Genomic DNA, 20,304 nt, shown 5'->3' on the forward strand with positions numbered 1-20,304 from the left:
GCGGCTTTCCCCTATGCCTCCGAAGCGCTTGCCGCGCAGCAGCAAACCGGGATAGCCTGTCCCAAACCGCTTTCGGAGACCCTCATGCTGCTTGCCGTCGTCCTGCTGGGGGCGTTTGTCACCGCCCACCTCATACTGTCGCCGCCCTCGCCAAAGGCCCTGCCCGTTCGCGTGCGCGCGCGCCGCGCCCTCAGTCGCATCGGCCACAAACGATGAACAGCCTGCTGATCGTCACCGGCGCCAGCGCCGGCATCGGCGCCGCCACCGCGCGCATGGCGGCGTTTTCCGGCTGGCAGCGGATCGTCGTCCACTACGGCCAGGACAAGGCCGGCGCCGAGACCACCGCTTCGATGGTCGAAAGCATGGGCGCGCAGGCCTACCTGTTGCAGGCCGATGTCTCCAAGCCCAAGGCCATCGAGAAGATGTTCGCCAAGCTGCAAGAGCTCAAGCCCGGCCCGGTCGGCCTGGTGAACAACGCGGGCATCGTCTCGCCGCAAGGCACGATCGCGGACCTGACCCCGGAGCGGGTGCAGAAGGTCTTTGCCGTCAACGTCTTCGGCGCGATCGAAGTGGCGCGGCAGACGGTCGGGCTGATCCGCGCCTGGGGCCACGGCGGCGGCATTGTCAACATCTCCTCGGCGGCCGCGCGGCTGGGTTCGGCCAACCAGTACATCGACTACGCTGCCACCAAGGGCGCGATCGACACCTTCACCCTGGGCCTCGCGGACGAACTGGCGCCCGAAGGCATCCGCGTGAACGCCATCCGCCCGGGCCTGATCGAGACCGCCATCCACGCCAAGGGCGGCCAACCCGACCGGCTGGAAAAGCTTGGCCGCACCCCGCCCATGCGCCGGCCCGGCACTTCCGAAGAGGTGGCCGAGGCGGTGCTCTGGCTGCTGTCGGAACGCTCTTCCTACGTGACCCGCACCATCCTGGACGTGGCAGGCGGACGGTGACACCCCTGCGGCACGAGGCCTCCGGGCGCTCGACCCGCGCCCTTGTCGTCCTGCTGACTGTCTGGACCGGGGCGCTGCTGCTCTGGACGCTGCTGGAGGCCTCGGCCTGGATCGTCGGGGCGCTGATGCTGGCCTCGCTGCCCGCGGCGGTCGATTTTGCCAAGGGACGCAAGGCCGGGCTGGTGCTGGACGACACCCAGCTGCGCTGGTGGTCCGGCCGCGCCACCGGCGAGGTCGCGCTGAACCGGTTGGAGCGCGTCCGCTTCGAGACGCGACTCGATCTGTCGGTCCGGGTCCGGCTGGTGATCGAGGGCGGTCGTCGACTCACGCTGCCGCCTGATTCGCTGCCACCCCACCCGCGCCTGCAAGAGGCGCTGGACGCTCGCGGCATCCGCACGGAACGCCATCACTTCTCGCTATTGTGACCGTGCCAGACCCGCGTCCACTCTGGCAAAATATTGAAACATATTGGTTTTCGAAAAACATGCGCCCCTGACGGACACCCTTTTCCGGCGTTGTGGCACGGACACGCCCGCGCCAAATCCACCGCTCCCCGATGGCAAAGCATCGCCCAAGGCTTATGTGACGCGGGTGCACCCGGCCCGGCGTTGGTGTAAACTGGTCCGCAAGGCGCGCCCGTCATGGAAGTGTCACGAAGTTAAGATCCTGGGGCTGAAATGAAAGACCGCATCGACCCGTTGATCGCCCAGCGCGCGCCCTGGCTGTTTTCCAACTCCCTGTTCGTCCGGCCGATCCGGGCAGTGCTGAATCGCATGCTGGGTTACGAAAAGACGCTGGAAATCGGCGGCATGGTCAAGGACATGCCGGCGGACGAGATCATGCGCACCATGGCCCAGATGCTGGCCCGCGACGTCGAGGTGACGGGCCTGGAAAACCTGCCCCGACAGGGTGCTGCGCTGATCGTGGCCAACCATCCGACCGGCATCGCCGACGGCATCATGCTGCACCACGCCCTGAGCGAGATCCGCCCGGACGCCTACTACTTTGCCAACCACGACATCCTGCGCGTGCTGCCGCAATACGCGTCGATGATCGCCCCGGTGGAATGGCGAAAGGAAAAGCGCACCCATGCCAAGACGCGCGAGACCATGGAATACACCCGCCGCGCGGTCGACGAAGGCCGTCTGGGCGTGATCTTTCCGTCCGGACGCCTGGCCAAGCGGCGCGGGCTGTCGCTGCATGAACGGCCCTGGATGGCCAGCGCCGCGATGATCGCGCGCAAGTTCGACCTGCCGGTGATCCCGGTGAACATCCGGGCGCGCAACTCGGTGCTGTTCTATCTCTTCGACCTGCTGCACCCGACGCTGCGCGACATCACCCTGTTCCACGAGACGCTGAACAAGGCGCGCCAGCCCTACCGGATCACCATCGGCGAACCGATCTCGCCCACCGCCCTGCCGGCCAAGTCGGAAGACGGCATCGAGATGCTGCGCAAGGCGACGTTGGCGCTGGGCGGACCAAAGGCTCCGGCGGTCTCCCTGGTCGATGCCACCCGGCGGCCAAGCTGGCTGAAGGCCTGACCACGGCCCACCCTGACGAAAGATGCCGCGGGCGTCGGCCGCGCTGCCGCGATGCTCAACTGTCCTTGGGCAGCAGGCTCGCAGACCCGGGATGCGGCGCCTTGTGGACCGGACCGGACCGCGGCAATGCCTCTTCGAACCCCAGGCCGGCGGGGCGCGCGACCGGCCGGAGCGACCGCGCCAGCCCGGTGCAATAGCTCTGCGAGCGCGTCCAGGCCATGATGTCCTCGCGCTTGCGCCTCGAGTGGAACGGCCCCCAATCGGCCGCGATGCCGCGCATGCCGCGGCTGATCACGCCGTCGCGCGGCACCGTCACCGCCATGATGCGCAGCGCGCAGGACAGGTTGTCCTCGGGGTCCTTCAACTCGGAGCCGCTGCGCGCTCTGCACTTGTAGAACCGCGCCGTCGGCGGGTAGATCTGGGTCAGCCCGTACCACCGGCCGCCACCGCCCACCGCCGTGGGGCGGTGCGTGCTCTCGTGCCAGGCCAGCGCCGAGATCAGGCCCACCCAGAACGCTTCGCGGTGCGCGCGGGCGGCGCTGGGATAGGCCGGGCAATAGTTGGCGATGTCCTTCGGCACGATGTCCGGCAGGTGATCGGCGTGCGCGTGCAAGGATTGCAGCGCCGCGAGGCTCCAGCTACGGCTGCCGGGGATGTCATCCCACCGCGCCTTGGGCACGACGATGGTTTTGCGCGCCTTGGGACGCAGCGACACCGGCACCGCAAGCGCCGATATCAGGGACTCGGCCTCGGAGGACCGAGCCGTGTGCGCCGGGGGCAAAGGCCCGAGCGCGGCGCCCTGGGGATCGGGGTTCGCCAGCAGCGGCTGACCGATCAGGCCAAGGCAGGTGAGGAGGGCAGCAATACGTGACATTTCGCCGGAATAGGTCGCCCAGAGCGCCTGACGATGCAAGCGCGACACAGGTCGCATGTCCGAAATCCGCCGATCGGCGCCGCCCTGTCCACCCGTGGGGCGGCATTGTCCCGTTCTTCGCAACATGTTGTTGTCCCAACGGCTTCGAGGTCCGGCTATGGCCGGGATAAGGCCCGGGCAATTCCCGCGTGGCGCCGCCTTTTGGCCCCGAATCGCAGGCAGAGTCGGCCTCATGTCAATGCGTGACCTGTTGCCAAACATGCGCTCCCTGAGCCTGCGGCTGTCGGCCGGATGGCCGGAGACGGCCATGGCCGACCCCGAAGCCAAACCCAGGAGGCCCATCACCCGGGTGCCGCCGCTGCGGCCCCCGATCGAGATCCCGGTGGCCGATCCCGGCCCCGATGCCGAACGTGCCGCAGAGCTTCGCGCGCGCGGCCAGTTCCTGGCCCGCCAGGAGGACTGGGAGCGGCTGGCCCAGGAGATGCTCCAGGCCGACAGGGCGCGCGCCAGGACACCGGGGCTTCGGTCGGTCGCCGACCTGCTGTCGCAGGGCGCGCGCAGCGATTTTGCGGACGCCATCGCGCTGGCGCTGGGGTCCGGGAACATGGCCGAGGTGGCCGCGGTGCTCGGGTCGGTCGATGCGCTGCGCGACGACATGCCGGACTGCCCCGCCATCGCCCATGTCGCCGCCATGACATACGTGGATGCCGCGTCCGCCTGCCGCGCCGCCGGCGGCACGCCGGACGGGGACCAGACCCTGCGCAAGGCGCGGGCGCGCTACCTTGCCGCCGCGGCGGCGCTGAACGACTTGTTCGACCCCTTCGAATGGGACAGCCCGCTCTGGGCCGCGGTGCGCTGCGCCCTAGTCGAGGCCGACGCCAAACCGCGGGATCGCGTCGCCGATGACTACGAGGACCTGATCGACCTCGATCCCGGCAACCCGCACCACCTCAGGAGCTTTGGCAACGACCTGCGCCCGACGCGTTTCGGCGACTGGGAGGTGCTGGACCGGCAGGCACGGCGCACCGCGGCGCGCACCGCCGATGTCTGGGGCGTGGGCGGCTATGCCTGGGTCTATTTCGGAGCGCTGGGCCGCGACAAGGCCGCGCTGCGCCGGCTGGACGCCGAACTGTTCGTCGAGGGTCTGCACGACATCCTGACCCGGCACCGGACCCAGGACATGGCCAACCGGCTGGCCGCACTGACCGGCTACACGCTGGGCGGGGTGGCAACGGGGGGCGGCGCATTGCACCGGCTGGCGGACTGCCTGGGCTGGATCGCCCAGGACCACCTGCGCGAACTGCACCCGGTGATCTGGGCCGAGGCCGCGCCGCCGATCACCGGCAGCATCGCGCTGGCCGAGGACGCCGACCCGTGGCGCCGTGGCCGGGCGCGCGCGCTGTCCAGCCTGGCCGCCTACTACGCCCCTGCGCTGGAGGCCGGCCGCAGGCTGGTCTTCACCGACGACGGGCTGCGCATGGTCAGACACGACTGACGCGCGCCCCTTGCCCCCTGCCCCGGCCTGTTCTAGACCGCTTCGCAATCTTCCTGTGCAAGAGGACGCGTGATGCTGGATCTGACCTATGAAGCGCCCAAACCCAAGGTGATCGCCGGGGCCAGGCACGACTGGGAACTGGTCATCGGCATGGAGGTGCACGCCCAGGTCGCCAGCGAGGCCAAGCTGTTCTCGGGCGCCTCGACCAGGTTCGGCGCCGAGCCGAATTCCAACGTCTCCTTTGTGGATGCGGCGATGCCGGGGATGCTGCCGGTCATCAACGAATACTGCATCGAACAGGCGGTGCGCACCGGGCTGGGCCTCAAGGCGCAGATCAACCTGGTCAGCGCCTTCGACCGCAAGAATTACTTCTACCCCGACCTGCCGCAGGGCTACCAGATCAGCCAGCTGTATCACCCGCTGGTGGGCGAGGGCGAGATCATAGTCGACATGGAACCGGGCATCGCCCGCAAGGTGCGGATCGAGCGCATCCACGTCGAACAGGACGCCGGCAAGTCGATCCACGACATGGACCCGCACATGTCCTTTGTCGACCTCAACCGCACCGGCGTCGCCCTGATGGAGATCGTCAGCCGCCCCGACATCCGCGGCCCGGAGGAAGCCGCCGCCTACATCGCCAAGCTGCGCCAGATCCTGCGCTATCTCGGCACCTGCGACGGCAACATGCAGAACGGCTCGATGCGGGCGGACGTCAACGTGTCGGTCTGCCTGCCCGGCCAGTACGAGAAATACCAGGCGACGCAGGATTTCAGCCACCTCGGCACGCGCTGCGAGATCAAGAACATGAACTCCATGCGCTTTATCCAGCAAGCCATCGACTACGAGGCGCGGCGCCAGATCGCCATCCTGGAAGCCGGCGGCAAGATCGACCAGGAAACCCGGCTCTATGACCCGGACAAGGGTGAGACGCGGTCGATGCGGTCCAAGGAAGAGGCGCACGACTACCGCTATTTCCCCTGCCCGGACCTGCTGCCGCTGGAAATCGAGCAGGGCTGGGTCGACGACATCCGGGCCTCGCTGCCGGAACTGCCGGATGCCAAGAAGGCGCGCTTTGTCGCCGATTTCGGCCTGTCCGAGTATGACGCCGGCGTGCTGACCGCCGACGTGGTCAATGCCGACTACTTCGAAAAGGTGGCGGCCGGCGCAGGCGACGGCAAGCTGGCCGCGAACTGGGTCATCAATGAACTTTTCGGCCGGCTCAAGAAGGACGACCGAGACATCACCGACAGCCCGGTCAACCCCGACCAGCTGGCCGGGATCATCCGGCTGATCACGTCGGACGCCATCAGCGGCAAGATCGCCAAGGACCTGTTCGAGATCGTCTACACCGAAGGCGGCGACCCCGAGAAGATCGTCGAGGACCGCGGCATGAAGCAGGTCACCGACACCGGCGCCATCGAGGCCGCGGTGGACGAGATCATCGCCGCCAACCCGGCGCAGGTGGAAAAAGCCAAGGCCAACCCAAAGCTGGCCGGCTGGTTCGTGGGCCAGGTGATGAAGGCCACCGGCGGCAAGGCCAACCCCAAAGCCGTGAACGACCTGGTGGCGGCGAAACTGGGCCTCTGACCGGCCGAGGCCGGGGCATCCCCGGTCTCGCCTCTTTCTGGGCGGTCTCCCGCCAGTAGCCTCTTGGTCCTATTGCATCTGGCGGAAAGCCGTGGGTCAAGGCAACTGACCGATTCGAAGGTCAGGCCAAAACCCGCGGCCGACTGGCCCGACTCAGCCCCGAACACCCGTTTCAAGGGGAAAATCGCCGATTTCGCCCCTCGAAAGCAGGTTTTCCACCGGAAAATGCCTGCATGCAGGGGATTCCGGACTCACGCTGCCAACGTGAATTGTGTTAATATTCTGTTACCGGAGGAGGATATTTCCCGGGTGCGTCAGAGTTGATCGACGCGATTCCAAAAAGATTGTAGTCGGGGGATTTCATACGTTTGTTCACAGAACGTAGGGGGCGCCGTCCATGGGACGCGCCCCTTTTTTCTGTTTCCCCGCTTTCTGCTTCCGATGTCGGACAGGGACCTTGGCGGCCCTGCCCCGATCAGCCGTCGATATCGAGCGCGAGCGCGTGGATTTCGCGCACCAGTTCCGGCCCGAGAGCCGCGTGCACCGCCCGGTGACGGGCGATGCGGCTTTGCCCCTGGAACGCGGGCGCGCGCAGGGTGACGTGAAAGTGGCTTTCGCCGCTGCCATCGTCCCCGGCATGGCCGGAGTGCCGCGCACTGTCGTTGCGCACCTCCAGCTGGGTCGGCTGGAACGCCGCTTCGAGTTTGATCCGGATGTCGTCGGCGCGTGACATTTTTCGCGTATCCCCCTGTAACTTCATCGGGGATAGTCTATGCTCCGGTGTCCGAGTCGAGAAGAGGTGCAAGATGAGCAAACCTGACCCCTTCGGTTTCGACATGTCCGTGAAGTCCGCGAAGAAAAAGAACCCGCGCGGACGCAAGGGCATGACCGGCGCGCAGGAGACCTCGACGAGGATCTGCGACCACGACGGATGCGAAGAAGCCGGAAAATTCCGCGCGCCTAAGGCGCCGGACGTGCTGGACGACTTTTACTGGTTCTGCCGGGATCACGTCCGCGAGTACAACCTTCAGTGGAATTTCTTCGACGGCAAGACCGAAGCCGAAATGAACGCTCAGCAGAGCGCCGACAAGGTGTGGGAGCGCAAGACCAAGGACTGGCGCGACCCCGAGGCCAAGGCCTGGGCCCGCCTGGGCATCGAGGACCCGCACCAGGTTCTGGGGGACAAGGCCACGCGCAACCCCGGAAAGAAAGGGACCGGCACCCGCAAGCTGCCGCCGACCGAACGTCGCGCGCTCGAGATCCTCGACGCCGAGGATCACCTGTCCAAGGCGGACATCCGCAAGATCTACAAGAGCCTGATCAAGGTCCTGCACCCCGACATGAACGGCGGCGACCGCAGCCAGGAAGACCAGCTGCAATTGGTCGTCTGGGCATGGGAACAGATCAAGGACAGCCGCAGCTTCAAGTAGTGCCTTGCGGCGAATTCCCGCTCAGGTTTAATTTTTCTTGTCGACGCTCTGGGCCAGGTTGCGTAGCGTGGGGGTACATTAGTTCCACGAATCCCCCACTCACGGCACCGGGCGCCTGGCAACAGCCAGGCGCCCGTTTCGTTTCTCGCGCCTGATTCAGGCAGGCCGGAAAGTCAGCGACACGCCATTGAGGCAGTGCCGTTTGCCCGTGGGCGGCGGGCCATCGTCGAAGATATGACCCAGGTGCGAACCGCAGCGGCGGCAATGGCATTCGGTGCGCAGCATGAACAGCTTGCGGTCGCGTCTGGTGCCGATGGCATTGGGCAGCGATTCCCAGAACGACGGCCAGCCGGTGCCGCTGTCGTACTTCGCGCTTGAGGCGTACAGCGGCAGGTCGCAGCCCCGGCACAGGTAGGTTCCGGCGCGCTTCTCGTCGTTCAGCGGCGAGGTAAAGGCGCGTTCGGTGCCTTCCTCGCGCATGACGCGGTATTCCGCGTCGCTGAGCATGGCGCGCCATTCGGCCTTGGTCCGGGTGATTTCGAAACTGCCGCTGGCCGCCTGGGCCCCGCGCCCGAAAAACGGCAGGGCCGCCCCTGCGGCTAGGAAATTACGTCGGTTCACGGTGACCTCCAGTGGTGTTGCGGATAAAGGATGCGCGCCCGGCACGATCGGGACAAGCAACGGGCGCGCACGATTGCGCGAGGGCCGGGACAAGGCCCTGCGCGCGGCTTCGGTTTATTGCTTGGGCAGCATCACGCGGTCGATCACGTGGATCACCCCGTTGGACTGCTGCACATCGGCGATGGTGACCGTGGCCTCGCGGCCATTCTCGTCCGTCAGCACGATCTTGTTGCCCTTCATCCGCGCCTGAAGGGTGCAACCGCCCAGCGTGGCCACCGGGTGGCTGCCGCCGTCATCGGCGATCATGCCCGCAATCGCGTCTGACATCGCCTTGGCGCCGACCACGTGACAGGTCAGGATCTGCGTCAGCTGCGCCTTGGCGCCCGGCTGCAACAGGGCGTTCAGGCTCTCGTCCGAGATCATGCCAAAGGCCTTGTTGGTGGGCGCGAAGACGGTAAAGGGGCCTTCGCTGTTCAGCGTGTCGACAAGGCCCGCCGCCTTGACCGCGGCGACCAGCGTGGTGTGGTCGGCGGAGTTCACGGCGTTCTCGACGATGGTCTTGTTGGCGAACATCGCCGCACCGCCGACCATCGGATTGCCGGTGTTCGCGGCCAGTGCAGGCACGGCAAGGCAGATGGCGAGCGCGGAGAACGTGAGTTTCTTGGTCATCATGGGTCCTTTCCCTGTGGTGCGGTCGCGGCTGCGACCGGGTGTCCGGCGCCGGTCTGCGGCGTGGATGTCAATAGTCACGACAGCCCGGCGGAAAGAGTTTCGGCCAGTCGATCACAGGATGATCACCGCTGCGTGAGCGGCCCCGCGCCTTTGACACCTGCCATGTCGCTTTCGCGTCGGCGCGGCCGGCCGCTTGCGCTATGACAGGGCCAGCCAAACCGGAGTCAGCGCATGTTTCTGTCGGTCTTCGAGATGTTCAAGGTCGGGATCGGCCCGTCGTCCTCGCACACGATGGGGCCCATGGTGGCGGCGGCGCGGTTTCTCGACGCGCTGCGGGCCGCGCCGTTTCACGCACACGGGCTGAAGGCGACGCTGCACGGCTCGCTGGCTTTCACCGGCGTCGGCCATGCGACCGACCGCGCGACGGTGCTGGGCCTCGCCGGGTTTGTCCCCGAAACCTATGACCATGCCAAGGCCGAGGCGGCGCTGGCCCGCATCCGCGAGACAGGGCGCGTCGCCCCGCCCGGCCTGCCCGAACTGGTCTTTGACCTCAAACGGGACCTGGTGTTCGACTTCGGGCCGAACCTGCCGGGCCACGCCAACGGCATGGTCATTCGGGCGACCGACGCGCAGGGCGACGTGATCCTGCAGGAAACCTATTACTCGGTCGGCGGCGGCTTTGTCCTGACGGCAGCCGAACTGGCGGCCGGCAAGGCCACCGACCAGGGCGCGCCGATCCCCTACCCGTTCAAGAGCGCCGCAGAAATGCTTGAGATGGCGCGGAAATCCGACCTGAGCATCGCTGGCATGAAACGCGCCAACGAGGTGGCGCGCGGCACCGCGGACGGGCTGGAAAAGGGCGTTGCGCGGATCTGGGAGGTGATGGAAAACTGCATCGACCGCGGGTTGGCCGCGTCGGGCGAACTGCCGGGCGGGCTGCGGGTCAAGCGGCGCGCCAAGGACATCCATGACCAGCTGCTCGCCGAACGCGGGCGCAACCAGTCCGCCCCGCACACGATCAACGACTGGATGAGCATGTACGCCATGGCGGTGAACGAGGAGAACGCCGCCGGCGGGCAGGTCGTCACCGCGCCCACCAACGGAGCGGCGGGCGTGGTGCCCGCGGCCATCCGCTACTGGCTGGACCACGTGCCGGGCGCCTCGCGCCGCAACATCCCCGAGTTCCTGCTGACCGCCGCAGCGATCGGCGGGCTGGTGAAATACAACGCCTCGATCTCGGGTGCCGAGGCGGGCTGCCAGGCCGAGGTCGGATCCGCCTCGGCCATGGCGGCGGCGGGGCTGTGCGCGGTGCTGGGCGGCACACCGGAACAGGTTGAGAACGCGGCCGAAATCGCGCTGGAGCATCACCTGGGGATGACCTGCGACCCGGTCAAGGGGCTGGTCCAGGTGCCCTGCATCGAACGCAACGGCCTGGGCGCGATCAAGGCGGTCTCGGCGGCGTCCCTGGCGCTGCGCGGCGACGGCACGCACCTGGTGCCGCTGGATGCCTGCATCGAGACCATGCGCCAGACCGGCCTCGACATGAGCGAGAAGTACAAGGAAACCTCGCTGGGCGGGCTGGCGGTCAACGTGCCGAACTGCTGACGCTTCCGGCAGAAAAATTTGATACATGTGAAAGACTTGCGGCACTTACCTCAAGCAATGCACAAAGCGTTGTTCAGGTCGTCACGCGCACCAGCATGAACTTGGCGCCCTGCGCGCGGTCGGTGCTCAGGCGCACCTCGCCGTGCTCGCGGTAGCGCAGCGCGTCGCCGGGGGCGAGGGTGTAGCCGGCGCCCTCGATCCGCACCTGGAGGTTGCCGGACAGCAGAAGCAGGTGATGCTCCTGCCCGACGACCTCGGGGGCATCCTGCACCATGTCGGTGTTCGGCGTCATCTTGCATTCCACCACCTCGGCCGCCAACGCGGCGGCGGCGGGTGAGACAAAGCGTTTCGCCAGCCCGGTTTCGCCGTCGCGCCAGACCGGCTGTTCATCCCGGGTGACATGGGCGGAAAACCCGTCCTCGATCATCGCAAAGAGGCGCGACAAGGTCATGTCGTGCGCCTTGGCCAGACGTGACAAGACATCCGCCGAGGGGCTGACCTCGGCGTTCTCAAGCCGCGAGAGAGCGGCACGGCTGACCCCGCTGGCAGCAGCGAGTTGATCCAGCGTCCAGCCGCGGGCAGCGCGCAGCGCCGACAGGCGCCCGGCAAGGCGGACCGTCAGATCGCTTTTCATTCCTATCCCCCCGGGAAACTATCCCGTATCCGGAATTAGATACGGTTTCCCGAAAAAACGCAACATTCGCAGCGGCACAAGCTGTGGACAATCGGTTCGCTCGGGGGACCGGGGGCGCAACACGTTCGGCGGTTTCGATCGACGCCCGGCGCGGCGCCGTTTCAGGCTCAGATCACCAGCCCGCCTGAGACATGCGCGCGCGCCGCCGCGGTCTGTGGGCGCGGAAAGAACTGCGCGACCGGCGCGTGTTCCAGCACCTTGCCGCCATGCACAAAGATGACATCGTCGGCGATGCGGCGGGCCTGTCCGATGTCGTGCGTCACGAACAGCACCCGCGTGCCCTGCGCCACCGCCTGGTGCACGATCTGTTCGATCCGGTTGACCGAGGCGGGGTCGAGGCTGGCGGTCGGCTCGTCGAGGAACAGCACCTCGGGCTGGGTGGCCAGCGCGCGGGCCAGCGCGAGGCGCTGCGCCTCGCCGCCTGACAGCAGGCGGGCGGGTTGCCGCGCCTTGTGCGCAAGGCCGACGTGTTCCAGCAGGGAATCGCGCCGGTCCAGCGGCAGGCCGCGCGCCCGCAGCGCGAAATCCAGGTTCGCGGCGACCGAGCGGCGCAACAGCACCGGGCGCTGAAAGACCATGGATTGCCGCGCCGTGACCTCGCGTGGGGCCCTGCCGTTCCAGTCGATGGTGCCGGAGGTTGGTTGCACCAGGCCGTGCAGCGTGCGGATCAGCTGGCTCTTGCCGGCCCCGTTGGGACCAAGGATGACGGTGCAGCCGCGCGGCCCAAGCTCGAGGTCCAGCCCCTGCAGGATGCGCCGCCCGCCCAGTTCCAGGCAGAGGTTCGACACCCTGAGCGGCAGCAGCGCGCCTGCGCCCGGGGTCGCGCCGACAAACCGCGCAGGACCGTGCAGCACCGCGTCATCCATGGCACGCCGCCCTCCGGGAATCGGGCGGCATGGCCGTCTCGGCGGAGGTCTTCGGCGCGGCCATCATCGCGGTCGCTGCGAGATTTTCCATGACGTGCACCCCTTCCCGTTCATGGTAGGGAAAGACAGGCATGGTCCACAAGGGAAACCTTGGTCCTACTTGCCCGGATCGGGCGCTTTCCAGCCAGGGATTCCGTGACAACGCGGGAAATCCTGCACTTCGCCGGGGCGTCACGCCCCCCAGCTGGCCACCTTGCGGTCGATCGTCTTGCGCGACACGCCCAGCCGCCGCGCCGCTTCGGCCCGGTTGCCGCCGGACAGCTCCAGCACGTGCAGGATGTGCCGCTGCATTGCCAGGTCGAGGTTCTCGATCGCCTTCTGCCCGGTGATCGCGCCCTGCCCGGCGAATTCCTCGGGGAAGGCGCCCAGGATGACCGAGCGTTCGATCAGGTTGCGCAATTCGCGGACGTTGCCGGGCCAAGAATAGCCGCTGAGCTTCATCAGCGTCTCGTCGTCCAGTGTCAGCGGCGGCAGTCCCAGCGCGCGCGTGAAGTGCTGCATGAAATGCGCGGCCAGGTCGACGATGTCCTCGACCCGGTCGCTGAGCGGCGGCATCTCGATGCGCAGCACGTTGATGCGGTGGTAAAGGTCGGCGCGGAACCGGCCCTGGGCCACCGCCTTTTCCAGGTCCGTGTTGGTGGCAAAGGTCAGGCGCAGGTTCAGCGGAATCTCACGCTCGGCGCCGATCGGGCGGATGCGCTGATCCTCGAGCACGCGCAGCAGCGCGGCCTGCAACGTTTCGGACATCTGCGCCACCTCGTCGAGGAACAGCGTCCCGCCTTCGGCCAGCAGGAAGAGGCCGGGGCGCAGGCGGTCGCCCTCCACCGCGCCGAACAGTTCGGCGGCGATGCGGTCGGGCGCGATGGCGGCGCAGTTGACCGCGACAAAGGGGCGTTCGGCCCGCGCGGCCATGCCGTGCAGCGTGCGCGCGGCCAGCTCCTTGCCGGTGCCGGTCGCACCGGTGAACAGCACCGGCGTCGGCAGCGGTGCCAGCTTTTCCAGCATGCTGCGCAGCGCCGCCATGGGCGGCGAGCGGCCGATCAGCTGGGTCGACCCTTCGGTCGACAGCGCATGTCGCAACAGCCGGTTGTCGCGCCGCAGCGCGCCCCGGTCCAGCGTCCGCGCCACAGCCCCAATCAGCTGGTTGGCGCGAAACGGCTTCAGCACAAAGTCCGAAACCCCCGCCCGCAGCGCGGCGATGGCGGTTTCGAGGTCGGCATAGGCGGTGATCAGCACCGTTTCCGAATACAGCCCTTTGCGGCGCTGCTCGGTCACCCAGTCGATCCCCGACCCGCCCGGCATCTTGTTGTCGACGACGATCACGTCGAACTGCGCCTCGTCCAGACGTTCGGTCGCCTCGCGCGCGGATCCGGCCTCGGCCAGCCGATTGACGCGCGGGCCCAGCGTCTTGCCCAGGAAATTGCGCATCCCCGGCTCGTCATCGACGATGAGAACCGAAGCGGCGCCCAGCGCGCGTCCATAGTCATCCAGCGGGGACATGCCTTGGCCTTTGCGCGGGACCACGATCAGTCGAGACGGACGTTCGGGCTCGAATACACTTCGGCCGAGGAAAAGCCCAACTGGTTGAGACCGTACCAGGCCCCGGCGGCGATCAGGATGGCGGCGGCGAAACCGGCGAACATGGCTTTCATTGGGAGGCTCCCGTTGCGGATTTGAGAAAGGCAATGAGGTCGGCGCGATCCGAAGGCTGCGCGATGATCTGCATCGGCATCTTTGACCCTGGGATATAGTGATCCGGACCCTCGTCGAAAAGCGCGTCGATGGTCTGGTCGGTCCAGACCAGCCCGGCGGTCTGGAGGGTCTGCGAGTAGCTGTAGCCCGGCAGGCTGCCCGCCGGACGGCCAAAGACGCCGTGCAATGTCGGCCCGGCCTTGCGCGAGAGGCCGGGCGTCAGCGCGTGGCAGATCGAGCATTTGCGCATGAACTGGCGTTCACCGTTGGACATGGTTTCCGGGTCGCGCAGGAAACTGCGCTGGCCCGAGCCTTCGGGCGCCTCCAGTTCGTCCAGCAATTCGACCGGCCAGGCATAGACAACGTCGTCGAGGCCCCCGGCGTAGACCACCCGCCCGTCCGGCGAAAAGGCCAGCGCCCAGACCGGCCCGTGCCGCATGGCGCGGAAATCGCGGGTGATGCGCCAGTCGGCGGTGTCGACGATCATGATGTAGCCGTGGCCATCGCCCACCGCCAGTTGCGCCGTCCCGGGATGCCAGGCCATCGACAGGATCGGCCGCCGGTCCAGCGTGAAATCGGCGATCTGCGCGCCGCTTTCGGGGTCAAGAACCCGGGTGCCGCCGTCGACCGCGCCATAGGCCAGCCAGCCGTCCCCCAAGAGCAACCGGTTGATGCCAAAGCCATGCTCGACCAGTGGCAAGGCGCTGTTGCCGCTGTCGAGGTCATAGCGCAGCAGCACGCCGTTGGAGGTGGCGGCGAACAGCGTCCTGCCGTCAGGCGTATGGGTCACGGCGTTCACGCCGGCACCGGGATAGGGCAGCTCCCCTGCCCGGCCGCCCTCGATCAGCGGCCAGAGGCGGATGCTGCCGTCCCAGCTGCCGCTGGCGACATGGCTGCCGTCCGGCGCCACCGACAGCGTCGTGACCTTGCCCAGGTGGCGGCCCAGCTCGCGCACCTCGGGGCGCCATTGGCGGACGGCGAAATCGTCGCCGCCCGAGATCAGCTGCCCCTGCGGCCCCAGCGTCAGCGCGGTGACGGCTGCGGCGTGGCCCTCCAGCCAGAGCGGCGTTCCGCCGGACCACAGGCCCACGGAGTTGTCGAAACTTGCGCTGGCCACCTGCCCGTCGGGGGTGACGGCCAGCGCCATGACCGGCCCGCCGTGCCCCTTGAGGGTGGTGAAGTCCTGGGCCCCGGCGGGCAGTCCCAGGGCCGCCAGGGCCAGCACGACCGCGCCGCGCATCATTCCGCCGGGTGCGCCCCGGACGGAGCGGACTTGCCCTTGGCGGCCTCGCGGGCCTTGACCTCGTCGAGCCAGATCGAGTGGTGCTGGTGCGCCCAGGCCTCGTCGACCTCGCCCGATCCCATGGCGTCGTAGGCGCCTTCCATCCCGACCGAGCCGATGTAGATATGCGCGATGATGATCGCCATCAGGCCAAAGGCGACGATCGCGTGCCAGGCCTGCGCCAGCTGCATCTCTTCCTGCGGGCTGAGCGCGGTCGGCAGGGCGTCGTATCCCAGCCACTGCGGAATGCCGATGTCGTTCAGGATCGCAAAGGTCTTGGCAAACAGCGGCAGTTCGAAGGGGAACAGCAGCGACAGCCCCGACAGCGAGATCGAGCCGCCCAACAGGATCACCGACCAGAAGATAATCTTTTGCCCGGCGTTGAATTTCTTGGCCGGGGGGTGGTTCTTGCCGATGATGCCGCCCGCCTGGGCGAACCAGGTGATGTCGGTGCGGTTGGGGATGTTGTGCCAGACCCAGAGCAGGAACACGAACACCAGCGCCAGCATGAAGGGCCAGGCAAAGTTGTTGTGCACGAACTTCGAGCCGGTCAGCAGGACCGAGTTCACCTCTGGTCCGAACACCGGCAGGATCAGCGTGCGCCCGAAGAGGACGATCAGCCCCGACAGCCCCAGCACGATGAAGGACCCGGCCAGCAGCCAGTGCGAGAACCGCTCGAACGCCTTGAAGCGGGTGACCGTGCGGCCGGTCATCGGCTCGTCGATCCTGATGCGTCCGCGAACGAGGTAGAACAGCACCAGCGCGCCGATGGTGCCCAGCAGCAGCCAGCCGCCATAGGTGGCCAGCGGTCCCTTGCGGAAGCTGTACCAGGCCATGCCACCGTCCTGCACGAGAACGCGCGCGACATCGCCGCCGGCAGAGACGGTGATGTCGGCGGTGTCAAAGCGCAGCGCGCGCCACAGGTCGGGGTCCGAGGCGCCGCCCAGCGTGCCCAGCTGTTCGGCCATGGCCGCCGCGCTGTCCGGGTCGCCGAATTCCTTGCGGAAGCTCAGGTCGACCTTCTCGCCGCGCTGGCGGGCCAGGATGTCCTCAAGTGTCTGCGCGCCGCCGGTGGCCTCGCGCGCGGCGGCCAGCACGGCCGGATCCGTGCCCGGCGCTGCCGGCGGTTGCAAGTAGACCGCCAGAACGGCAATGCCGATCGCCAGCAGCATGAACCATCCAAAACCGCTTGACCGTTTCATCATGTCGTTCCCCGTGATCAGTCTTTCCCGGTCCGCGACCGCTGTCCGCGCCGCAAGGTCCGGGAGTCATCCACACCCAAATGAGGGAGGCCCGGCAATGCGGGCCTCTCCCGTTGTCGAAGAGAATGGGCGGGGCAACGCGCCCCGCCCGAAGACGGCTCAGCCGCCCTTCTGGTCGTAGGCGGTGCCCCAACCCCAGGCGCCCGAGCCGAAGCCACGGGCCACCACACGCTCGCGGTAGATGGCCGAGACGATGTCGCCGTCACCGGCGAGCAGCGCCTTGGTCGAGCACATCTCGGCGCAGATGGGCAGCTTGCCCTCGGCGATCCGGTTGCGTCCGTACTTGGCGAACTCGGCCGTCGAGTGGGTCTCTTCCGGGCCGCCGGCGCAGAAGGTGCACTTGTCCATCTTGCCGCGCGAGCCGAAGTTGCCGGCCTGCGGGAACTGCGGCGCGCCGAAGGGGCACGCGTAGAAGCAGTAGCCGCAGCCGATGCAGAGGTCCTTGGAGTGCAGGACCACGCCTTCTTCGGTCTGGTAGAAGCAGTCCACCGGGCAGACCGCCATGCAGGGCGCGTCCGAACAGTGCATGCAGGCCACCGAGATCGACCGTTCGCCCGGGGTGCCATCCTGGATGGTCACCACGCGGCGGCGGTTGATCCCCCACGGCACCTCGTGCTCGTTCTTGCACGCGGTCACGCAGGCGTTGCATTCGATGCAGCGCTCGGCGTCACAGAGGAATTTGGATCTTGCCATTTCTGGGTCTCCTTACGCGGCAGTGATCTTGCAGAGCGTACACTTGGTCTCCTGCATCTGGGTGACCGAGTCGTAGCCATAGGTCTGCGCGACGTTGGTGGATTCGCCGAGGACGTAGGGGTCCGCGCCGTCGGGGTATTTGGACCGTCGGTCCTCGCCCTGGAAGTGACCGCCGAAGTGGAAGGGCATGAAGGCAACGCCCTCGCCCACCCGCGGGGTGACCATCGCCATGACCTTGACCTTGCCGCCTTCCGGGCCTTCGACCCAGACATCGGCCCCGTCACGAATGCCGAGGTTGTTGGCATCGCGCGGGTTGATCTCGACGAACATGTTCTGCTGAAGCTCGGCCAGCCAGGGGTTGGACCGGGTTTCGTCCCCGCCGCCCTCGTATTCGACCAGACGGCCGGAGGTGAGGATGATCGGGTAGTCCTTCGAGAAGTCCTGCTTCTGGATCGACGCGTAGAGCGTCGGCAGACGGTAGAACTTGCGGTCCTCGTAGGTCGGGTAGTCGGCCACGAGATCGCGGCGGTTGGTGTACAGCGGCTCGCGGTGGAGCGGCACGGGGTCGGGGAATTCCCAGACCACGGTCCGCGCCTTGGCGTTGCCGTAGGGGGCGCAGCCGTGCTTGATGGCCACCCGCTGGATGCCGCCCGACAGGTCGGTCTTCCAGTTGGTCTTGGGTCCGGCCACCGCCTCGATGGCGGCCTTTTCCTCTTCGGTCAGATCACCGTCCCAGCCGAGGTCCATCAGCATCTGCATGGTGAATTCCGGGTATCCGTCCTGGATCTCCGAGCCCACCGGGTAGACGCCTTCGGCCAGCAGGTTCTGGCCGTTGCGCTCCACGCCGTAGCGCGCGCGGAAGGGCAGACCGCCCTCGGCCACGGGCTTGGACATGTCGTACAGGTTGGGCGAGCCGGGATGGTTCATCTCGGGCGTGCCCCAGCACGGCCATGGCAGGCCGTAGTAGTCGCCGTCGGCCGGACCGCCGATCGCCTGCAACGTGGTGCGGTCGAAGGTGTGCTGGTTGGCCATGTGCAGCTTGAGCCGCTCCGGCGACTGGCCGGTATAGCCCACCGTCCACATGCCGCGGTTGATCTCGCGCAGCGTGTCCTCGATGTTCGGCGTGATGCCGTCCTCTTCCAGCGCGATGTTGCGGAACAGCCGGTCGTGGAAGCCGAACTTCTTGGCAAAGAGGCCGATGATCTCGTGATCGGGCTTCGACTCGAACAGCGGCTTGATCACTTGCTCGCGCCACTGCAACGAACGGTTCGACGCGGTGACCGAGCCGACGGTCTCGAACTGGGTCGTGGCCGGCAGCAGGTAGACGCCGTCGGTCCGGTCATGCAGCACCGCCGACACCGTCGGGAACGGGTCGACCACCACCAGCATGTCGAGCAGTTCCATGGCCTTCTTCATCTCGACCATGCGGGTCTGCGAGTTGGGCGCGTGGCCCCACAGCACCATGGCGCGAACCTTGTTCGGCTGGTCCATGTTCTCAGGTTCCTCGAGAACGCCGTCGATCCAGCGGCTGACCGGGATCCCGGTCTCGTACATCAGGTTCTTGTCCTTGCCGTCGGCGCCCTGGATGGTGTCGAACTGGCTTTCGAGCCAGTCGAAATCCTCACCCCAGACACGCGCCCAGTGCTGCCAGGACCCCTTGGCCAGGCCGTAGTAGCCCGCCAGGGTGTGCGACAGCACGCCAAGGTCGGTCGCGCCCTGCACGTTGTCGTGGCCGCGGAAGATGTTGGTGCCGCCGCCGGAGGTGCCCATGTTGCCCAGCGCAAGCTGCAGGACGCAGTAGGCGCGGGTGTTGTTGTTGCCGTTGGTGTGCTGGGTGCCGCCCATGCACCAGATCACGGTGCCGGGACGGTTGTTGGCCAGCGTCATCGCCACGCGGCGCAATTGGCTGCCAGGGGTGCCGGTGACACGCTCGACCTCTTCGGGCGTCCACTTGGCGACTTCTTCCTTGATCTGGTCCATCCCCCAGACGCGGGTGCGGATGAACTCCTTGTCCTCCCAGCCGTTCTCGAAGATGTGCCACAGCAGGCCCCAGATCAACGCCACGTCGGTGCCGGGACGGAAGCGGACATATTCGTCCGCATGGGCCGCGGTGCGGGTGAACCGCGGGTCGCAGACGATCAGCGGCGCGTTGTTCTGCTCCTTGGCCTTCAGGACGTGCAGCAGCGAGACGGGGTGCGCCTCGGCCGGGTTGCCGCCGATGATGAAGATCGCCTTGGAGTTGTGGATGTCGTTGTAGGAGTTGGTCATGGCGCCGTAGCCCCATGTGTTCGCAACACCCGCAACCGTGGTCGAGTGGCAGATCCGCGCCTGGTGGTCGACGTTGTTCGTCCCCCAGTAGCGCGCGAATTTCTGGAACAGGTAGGCCTGTTCGTTGTTGTGCTTGGCCGAGCCCAGCCAGTAGACGCTGTCAGGTCCGCTTTCTTCGCGGATCTTCATCATCCCGTCGCCGATCTCGTTGATCGCCTGCTCCCAGGAGATGCGGACCCATTCGCCGTTCTCCTTCTTCATCGGGTACTTCAGGCGGCGTTCGCCGTGGGCGTGCTCGCGGACCGCGGCCCCCTTGGCGCAATGCGCGCCCAGGTTGAACGGGCTGTCCCAGCCGGGCTCCTGCCCGACCCAGACGCCGTCGCTGACCTCTGCCACGACGGTACAGCCGACCGAGCAGTGGGTGCAGACGGATTTCTTCAGCTCCACCTTGCCCAGGGCCGCGGCGGAGGCGGCGCTGGCCGGTTGCACGGTGCCGCCGGTGGCGGCAATCGCGGCAATCCCGCCGATGGCAAGGCCGGAGCCGCGCAGAAAGGCGCGGCGGTCAACCGAGGTTCTCGACACCTCGGAAAGGATCGAAGTCCGCTGGGGGCGTCGCGCAACCCCGTTGGTCTTTTTCCTCAACATGGTTCTCTCTCCCTGTAGCGCCCGTTGCATGACTGCGGCGCGAGGATATGGCGATGGCCTT

The 20,304-nt window shown here is 67.2% G+C and carries 20 protein-coding genes; 8 read left to right on the top strand and 12 right to left on the bottom strand.

Annotated elements, in window-relative coordinates:
- The first annotated feature begins 84 nt into the window (after window positions 1-84).
- From MAA8898_RS27145 to MAA8898_RS23865, 4 genes are all read left to right on the top strand, one after another.
- On the top strand, window positions 85-216 hold the full coding sequence (locus tag MAA8898_RS27145) for a hypothetical protein (RefSeq protein ID WP_281252917.1): 132 nt from the start codon (window positions 85-87) through the stop codon (window positions 214-216).
- Window positions 213-956 carry an SDR family oxidoreductase gene (locus tag MAA8898_RS23855; RefSeq protein WP_094023531.1) on the top strand — a complete coding sequence of 248 codons (744 nt, stop codon included), beginning with the start codon at window positions 213-215 and terminating at the stop codon, window positions 954-956. The genes MAA8898_RS27145 and MAA8898_RS23855 overlap by 4 nt, the downstream gene beginning before the upstream one ends.
- A complete protein-coding gene (locus MAA8898_RS23860; protein ID WP_094023532.1) occupies window positions 953-1,381 on the top strand; it encodes a hypothetical protein in 429 nt (142 codons plus the stop codon). The genes MAA8898_RS23855 and MAA8898_RS23860 overlap by 4 nt, the downstream gene beginning before the upstream one ends.
- A gap of 252 nt (window positions 1,382-1,633) precedes the next feature.
- The gene (locus MAA8898_RS23865; RefSeq protein WP_094023533.1) at window positions 1,634-2,497 is read left to right on the top strand and encodes a lysophospholipid acyltransferase family protein; all 864 of its coding nucleotides are present in this window, start codon (window positions 1,634-1,636) and stop codon (window positions 2,495-2,497) included.
- 55 nt (window positions 2,498-2,552) lie between these two features.
- On the opposite strand, the gene MAA8898_RS23870 is transcribed toward MAA8898_RS23865, so the two are convergent.
- Window positions 2,553-3,371, bottom strand: a complete 819-nt coding sequence (locus MAA8898_RS23870) for a transglycosylase SLT domain-containing protein (RefSeq protein WP_094023564.1) — start codon at window positions 3,369-3,371, stop codon at window positions 2,553-2,555.
- Between the two features lie 259 nt (window positions 3,372-3,630).
- Between MAA8898_RS23870 and MAA8898_RS23875 the strand changes: the two genes are divergently transcribed.
- Together MAA8898_RS23875 and gatB are read left to right on the top strand one after the other, a co-directional pair.
- Window positions 3,631-4,866, top strand: a complete 1,236-nt coding sequence (locus tag MAA8898_RS23875; RefSeq protein WP_141194937.1) for a hypothetical protein — start codon at window positions 3,631-3,633, stop codon at window positions 4,864-4,866.
- Between the two features lie 72 nt (window positions 4,867-4,938).
- The gene (gene gatB, locus MAA8898_RS23880; RefSeq protein ID WP_094023535.1) at window positions 4,939-6,453 is read left to right on the top strand and encodes an Asp-tRNA(Asn)/Glu-tRNA(Gln) amidotransferase subunit GatB; all 1,515 of its coding nucleotides are present in this window, start codon (window positions 4,939-4,941) and stop codon (window positions 6,451-6,453) included.
- A 475-nt stretch (window positions 6,454-6,928) separates the two neighbouring features.
- Here gatB and MAA8898_RS23885 read toward each other — a convergent pair whose 3' ends face one another.
- Window positions 6,929-7,186, bottom strand: coding sequence for a BolA family protein (locus tag MAA8898_RS23885; RefSeq protein WP_094023536.1), 258 nt, complete (start codon window positions 7,184-7,186; stop codon window positions 6,929-6,931).
- A 73-nt stretch (window positions 7,187-7,259) separates the two neighbouring features.
- Here MAA8898_RS23885 and MAA8898_RS23890 point away from each other — a divergent pair, with 73 nt between their 5' ends.
- Window positions 7,260-7,883 carry a J domain-containing protein gene (locus tag MAA8898_RS23890; RefSeq protein ID WP_094023537.1) on the top strand — a complete coding sequence of 208 codons (624 nt, stop codon included), beginning with the start codon at window positions 7,260-7,262 and terminating at the stop codon, window positions 7,881-7,883.
- A gap of 156 nt (window positions 7,884-8,039) precedes the next feature.
- Here the strand turns inward: MAA8898_RS23890 and msrB are convergent, their stop codons facing one another.
- Both msrB and MAA8898_RS23900 read right to left on the bottom strand, forming a co-directional pair.
- A complete protein-coding gene (msrB, locus tag MAA8898_RS23895) occupies window positions 8,040-8,504 on the bottom strand; it encodes a peptide-methionine (R)-S-oxide reductase MsrB (RefSeq protein WP_094023538.1) in 465 nt (154 codons plus the stop codon).
- A 114-nt stretch (window positions 8,505-8,618) separates the two neighbouring features.
- Window positions 8,619-9,173, bottom strand: coding sequence for a fasciclin domain-containing protein (locus MAA8898_RS23900; protein ID WP_094023565.1), 555 nt, complete (start codon window positions 9,171-9,173; stop codon window positions 8,619-8,621).
- A 234-nt stretch (window positions 9,174-9,407) separates the two neighbouring features.
- On the opposite strand from MAA8898_RS23900, the gene MAA8898_RS23905 reads away from it, so the two are divergent.
- Window positions 9,408-10,781 carry an L-serine ammonia-lyase gene (locus MAA8898_RS23905; RefSeq protein ID WP_094023539.1) on the top strand — a complete coding sequence of 458 codons (1,374 nt, stop codon included), beginning with the start codon at window positions 9,408-9,410 and terminating at the stop codon, window positions 10,779-10,781.
- Between the two features lie 73 nt (window positions 10,782-10,854).
- Here the strand turns inward: MAA8898_RS23905 and MAA8898_RS23910 are convergent, their stop codons facing one another.
- The 8 genes from MAA8898_RS23910 to MAA8898_RS23940 form a co-directional block, all read right to left on the bottom strand.
- Window positions 10,855-11,415 (bottom strand): helix-turn-helix transcriptional regulator, encoded by a 561-nt coding sequence (locus MAA8898_RS23910; protein WP_094023540.1) that lies wholly within the window; start codon window positions 11,413-11,415, stop codon window positions 10,855-10,857.
- A gap of 167 nt (window positions 11,416-11,582) precedes the next feature.
- Window positions 11,583-12,341 carry an ATP-binding cassette domain-containing protein gene (locus tag MAA8898_RS23915; protein ID WP_094023541.1) on the bottom strand — a complete coding sequence of 253 codons (759 nt, stop codon included), beginning with the start codon at window positions 12,339-12,341 and terminating at the stop codon, window positions 11,583-11,585.
- Window positions 12,342-12,572: 231 nt separating this feature from the next.
- Window positions 12,573-13,901 carry a sigma-54-dependent transcriptional regulator gene (locus MAA8898_RS23920; RefSeq protein WP_094023542.1) on the bottom strand — a complete coding sequence of 443 codons (1,329 nt, stop codon included), beginning with the start codon at window positions 13,899-13,901 and terminating at the stop codon, window positions 12,573-12,575.
- Between the two features lie 26 nt (window positions 13,902-13,927).
- Window positions 13,928-14,053, bottom strand: a complete 126-nt coding sequence (locus MAA8898_RS27150; protein ID WP_281252918.1) for a hypothetical protein — start codon at window positions 14,051-14,053, stop codon at window positions 13,928-13,930.
- On the bottom strand, window positions 14,050-15,336 hold the full coding sequence (locus MAA8898_RS23925) for a c-type cytochrome (RefSeq protein ID WP_094023543.1): 1,287 nt from the start codon (window positions 15,334-15,336) through the stop codon (window positions 14,050-14,052). Before MAA8898_RS23925 ends, MAA8898_RS27150 begins: the two co-directional genes overlap by 4 nt.
- Window positions 15,333-16,547, bottom strand: a complete 1,215-nt coding sequence (locus tag MAA8898_RS23930; protein WP_094023566.1) for a formate dehydrogenase subunit gamma — start codon at window positions 16,545-16,547, stop codon at window positions 15,333-15,335. The genes MAA8898_RS23925 and MAA8898_RS23930 overlap by 4 nt, the downstream gene beginning before the upstream one ends.
- Window positions 16,548-16,736: 189 nt before the next feature.
- The gene (fdh3B, locus tag MAA8898_RS23935; protein WP_094023544.1) at window positions 16,737-17,330 is read right to left on the bottom strand and encodes a formate dehydrogenase FDH3 subunit beta; all 594 of its coding nucleotides are present in this window, start codon (window positions 17,328-17,330) and stop codon (window positions 16,737-16,739) included.
- Between the two features lie 12 nt (window positions 17,331-17,342).
- The gene (locus MAA8898_RS23940; protein ID WP_094023545.1) at window positions 17,343-20,243 is read right to left on the bottom strand and encodes a formate dehydrogenase subunit alpha; all 2,901 of its coding nucleotides are present in this window, start codon (window positions 20,241-20,243) and stop codon (window positions 17,343-17,345) included.
- Window positions 20,244-20,304 lie beyond the last annotated feature (61 nt).

Source organism: Antarctobacter aquimaris (assembly GCF_900184945.1).
Taxonomy (GTDB): domain Bacteria; phylum Pseudomonadota; class Alphaproteobacteria; order Rhodobacterales; family Rhodobacteraceae; genus Maliponia; species Maliponia aquimaris.

Bases quoted from the DNA above. Each gene is read 5' to 3' on its own strand.
- MAA8898_RS23915 (WP_094023541.1), bottom strand. From the start codon at position 12,341: ATGGATGACGCGGTGCTGCACGGTCCTGCGCGGTTTGTCGGCGCGACC.
- MAA8898_RS23885 (WP_094023536.1), bottom strand. From the start codon at position 7,186: ATGTCACGCGCCGACGACATCCGGATCAAACTCGAAGCGGCGTTCCAG.
- MAA8898_RS23900 (WP_094023565.1), bottom strand. From the start codon at position 9,173: ATGACCAAGAAACTCACGTTCTCCGCGCTCGCCATCTGCCTTGCCGTG.
- MAA8898_RS23910 (WP_094023540.1), bottom strand. From the start codon at position 11,415: ATGAAAAGCGATCTGACGGTCCGCCTTGCCGGGCGCCTGTCGGCGCTG.
- MAA8898_RS27145 (WP_281252917.1), top strand. From the start codon at position 85: ATGCTGCTTGCCGTCGTCCTGCTGGGGGCGTTTGTCACCGCCCACCTC.
- MAA8898_RS23905 (WP_094023539.1), top strand. From the start codon at position 9,408: ATGTTTCTGTCGGTCTTCGAGATGTTCAAGGTCGGGATCGGCCCGTCG.
- fdh3B (WP_094023544.1), bottom strand. From the start codon at position 17,330: ATGGCAAGATCCAAATTCCTCTGTGACGCCGAGCGCTGCATCGAATGC.
- MAA8898_RS23930 (WP_094023566.1), bottom strand. From the start codon at position 16,547: ATGCTGCTGGCGATCGGCATTGCCGTTCTGGCGGTCTACTTGCAACCG.
- MAA8898_RS23865 (WP_094023533.1), top strand. From the start codon at position 1,634: ATGAAAGACCGCATCGACCCGTTGATCGCCCAGCGCGCGCCCTGGCTG.
- MAA8898_RS23855 (WP_094023531.1), top strand. From the start codon at position 213: ATGAACAGCCTGCTGATCGTCACCGGCGCCAGCGCCGGCATCGGCGCC.
- gatB (WP_094023535.1), top strand. From the start codon at position 4,939: ATGCTGGATCTGACCTATGAAGCGCCCAAACCCAAGGTGATCGCCGGG.
- MAA8898_RS23890 (WP_094023537.1), top strand. From the start codon at position 7,260: ATGAGCAAACCTGACCCCTTCGGTTTCGACATGTCCGTGAAGTCCGCG.
- MAA8898_RS27150 (WP_281252918.1), bottom strand. From the start codon at position 14,053: ATGAAAGCCATGTTCGCCGGTTTCGCCGCCGCCATCCTGATCGCCGCC.
- MAA8898_RS23870 (WP_094023564.1), bottom strand. From the start codon at position 3,371: ATGTCACGTATTGCTGCCCTCCTCACCTGCCTTGGCCTGATCGGTCAG.
- MAA8898_RS23940 (WP_094023545.1), bottom strand. From the start codon at position 20,243: ATGTTGAGGAAAAAGACCAACGGGGTTGCGCGACGCCCCCAGCGGACT.
- MAA8898_RS23875 (WP_141194937.1), top strand. From the start codon at position 3,631: ATGCGCTCCCTGAGCCTGCGGCTGTCGGCCGGATGGCCGGAGACGGCC.
- MAA8898_RS23920 (WP_094023542.1), bottom strand. From the start codon at position 13,901: ATGTCCCCGCTGGATGACTATGGACGCGCGCTGGGCGCCGCTTCGGTT.
- MAA8898_RS23925 (WP_094023543.1), bottom strand. From the start codon at position 15,336: ATGATGCGCGGCGCGGTCGTGCTGGCCCTGGCGGCCCTGGGACTGCCC.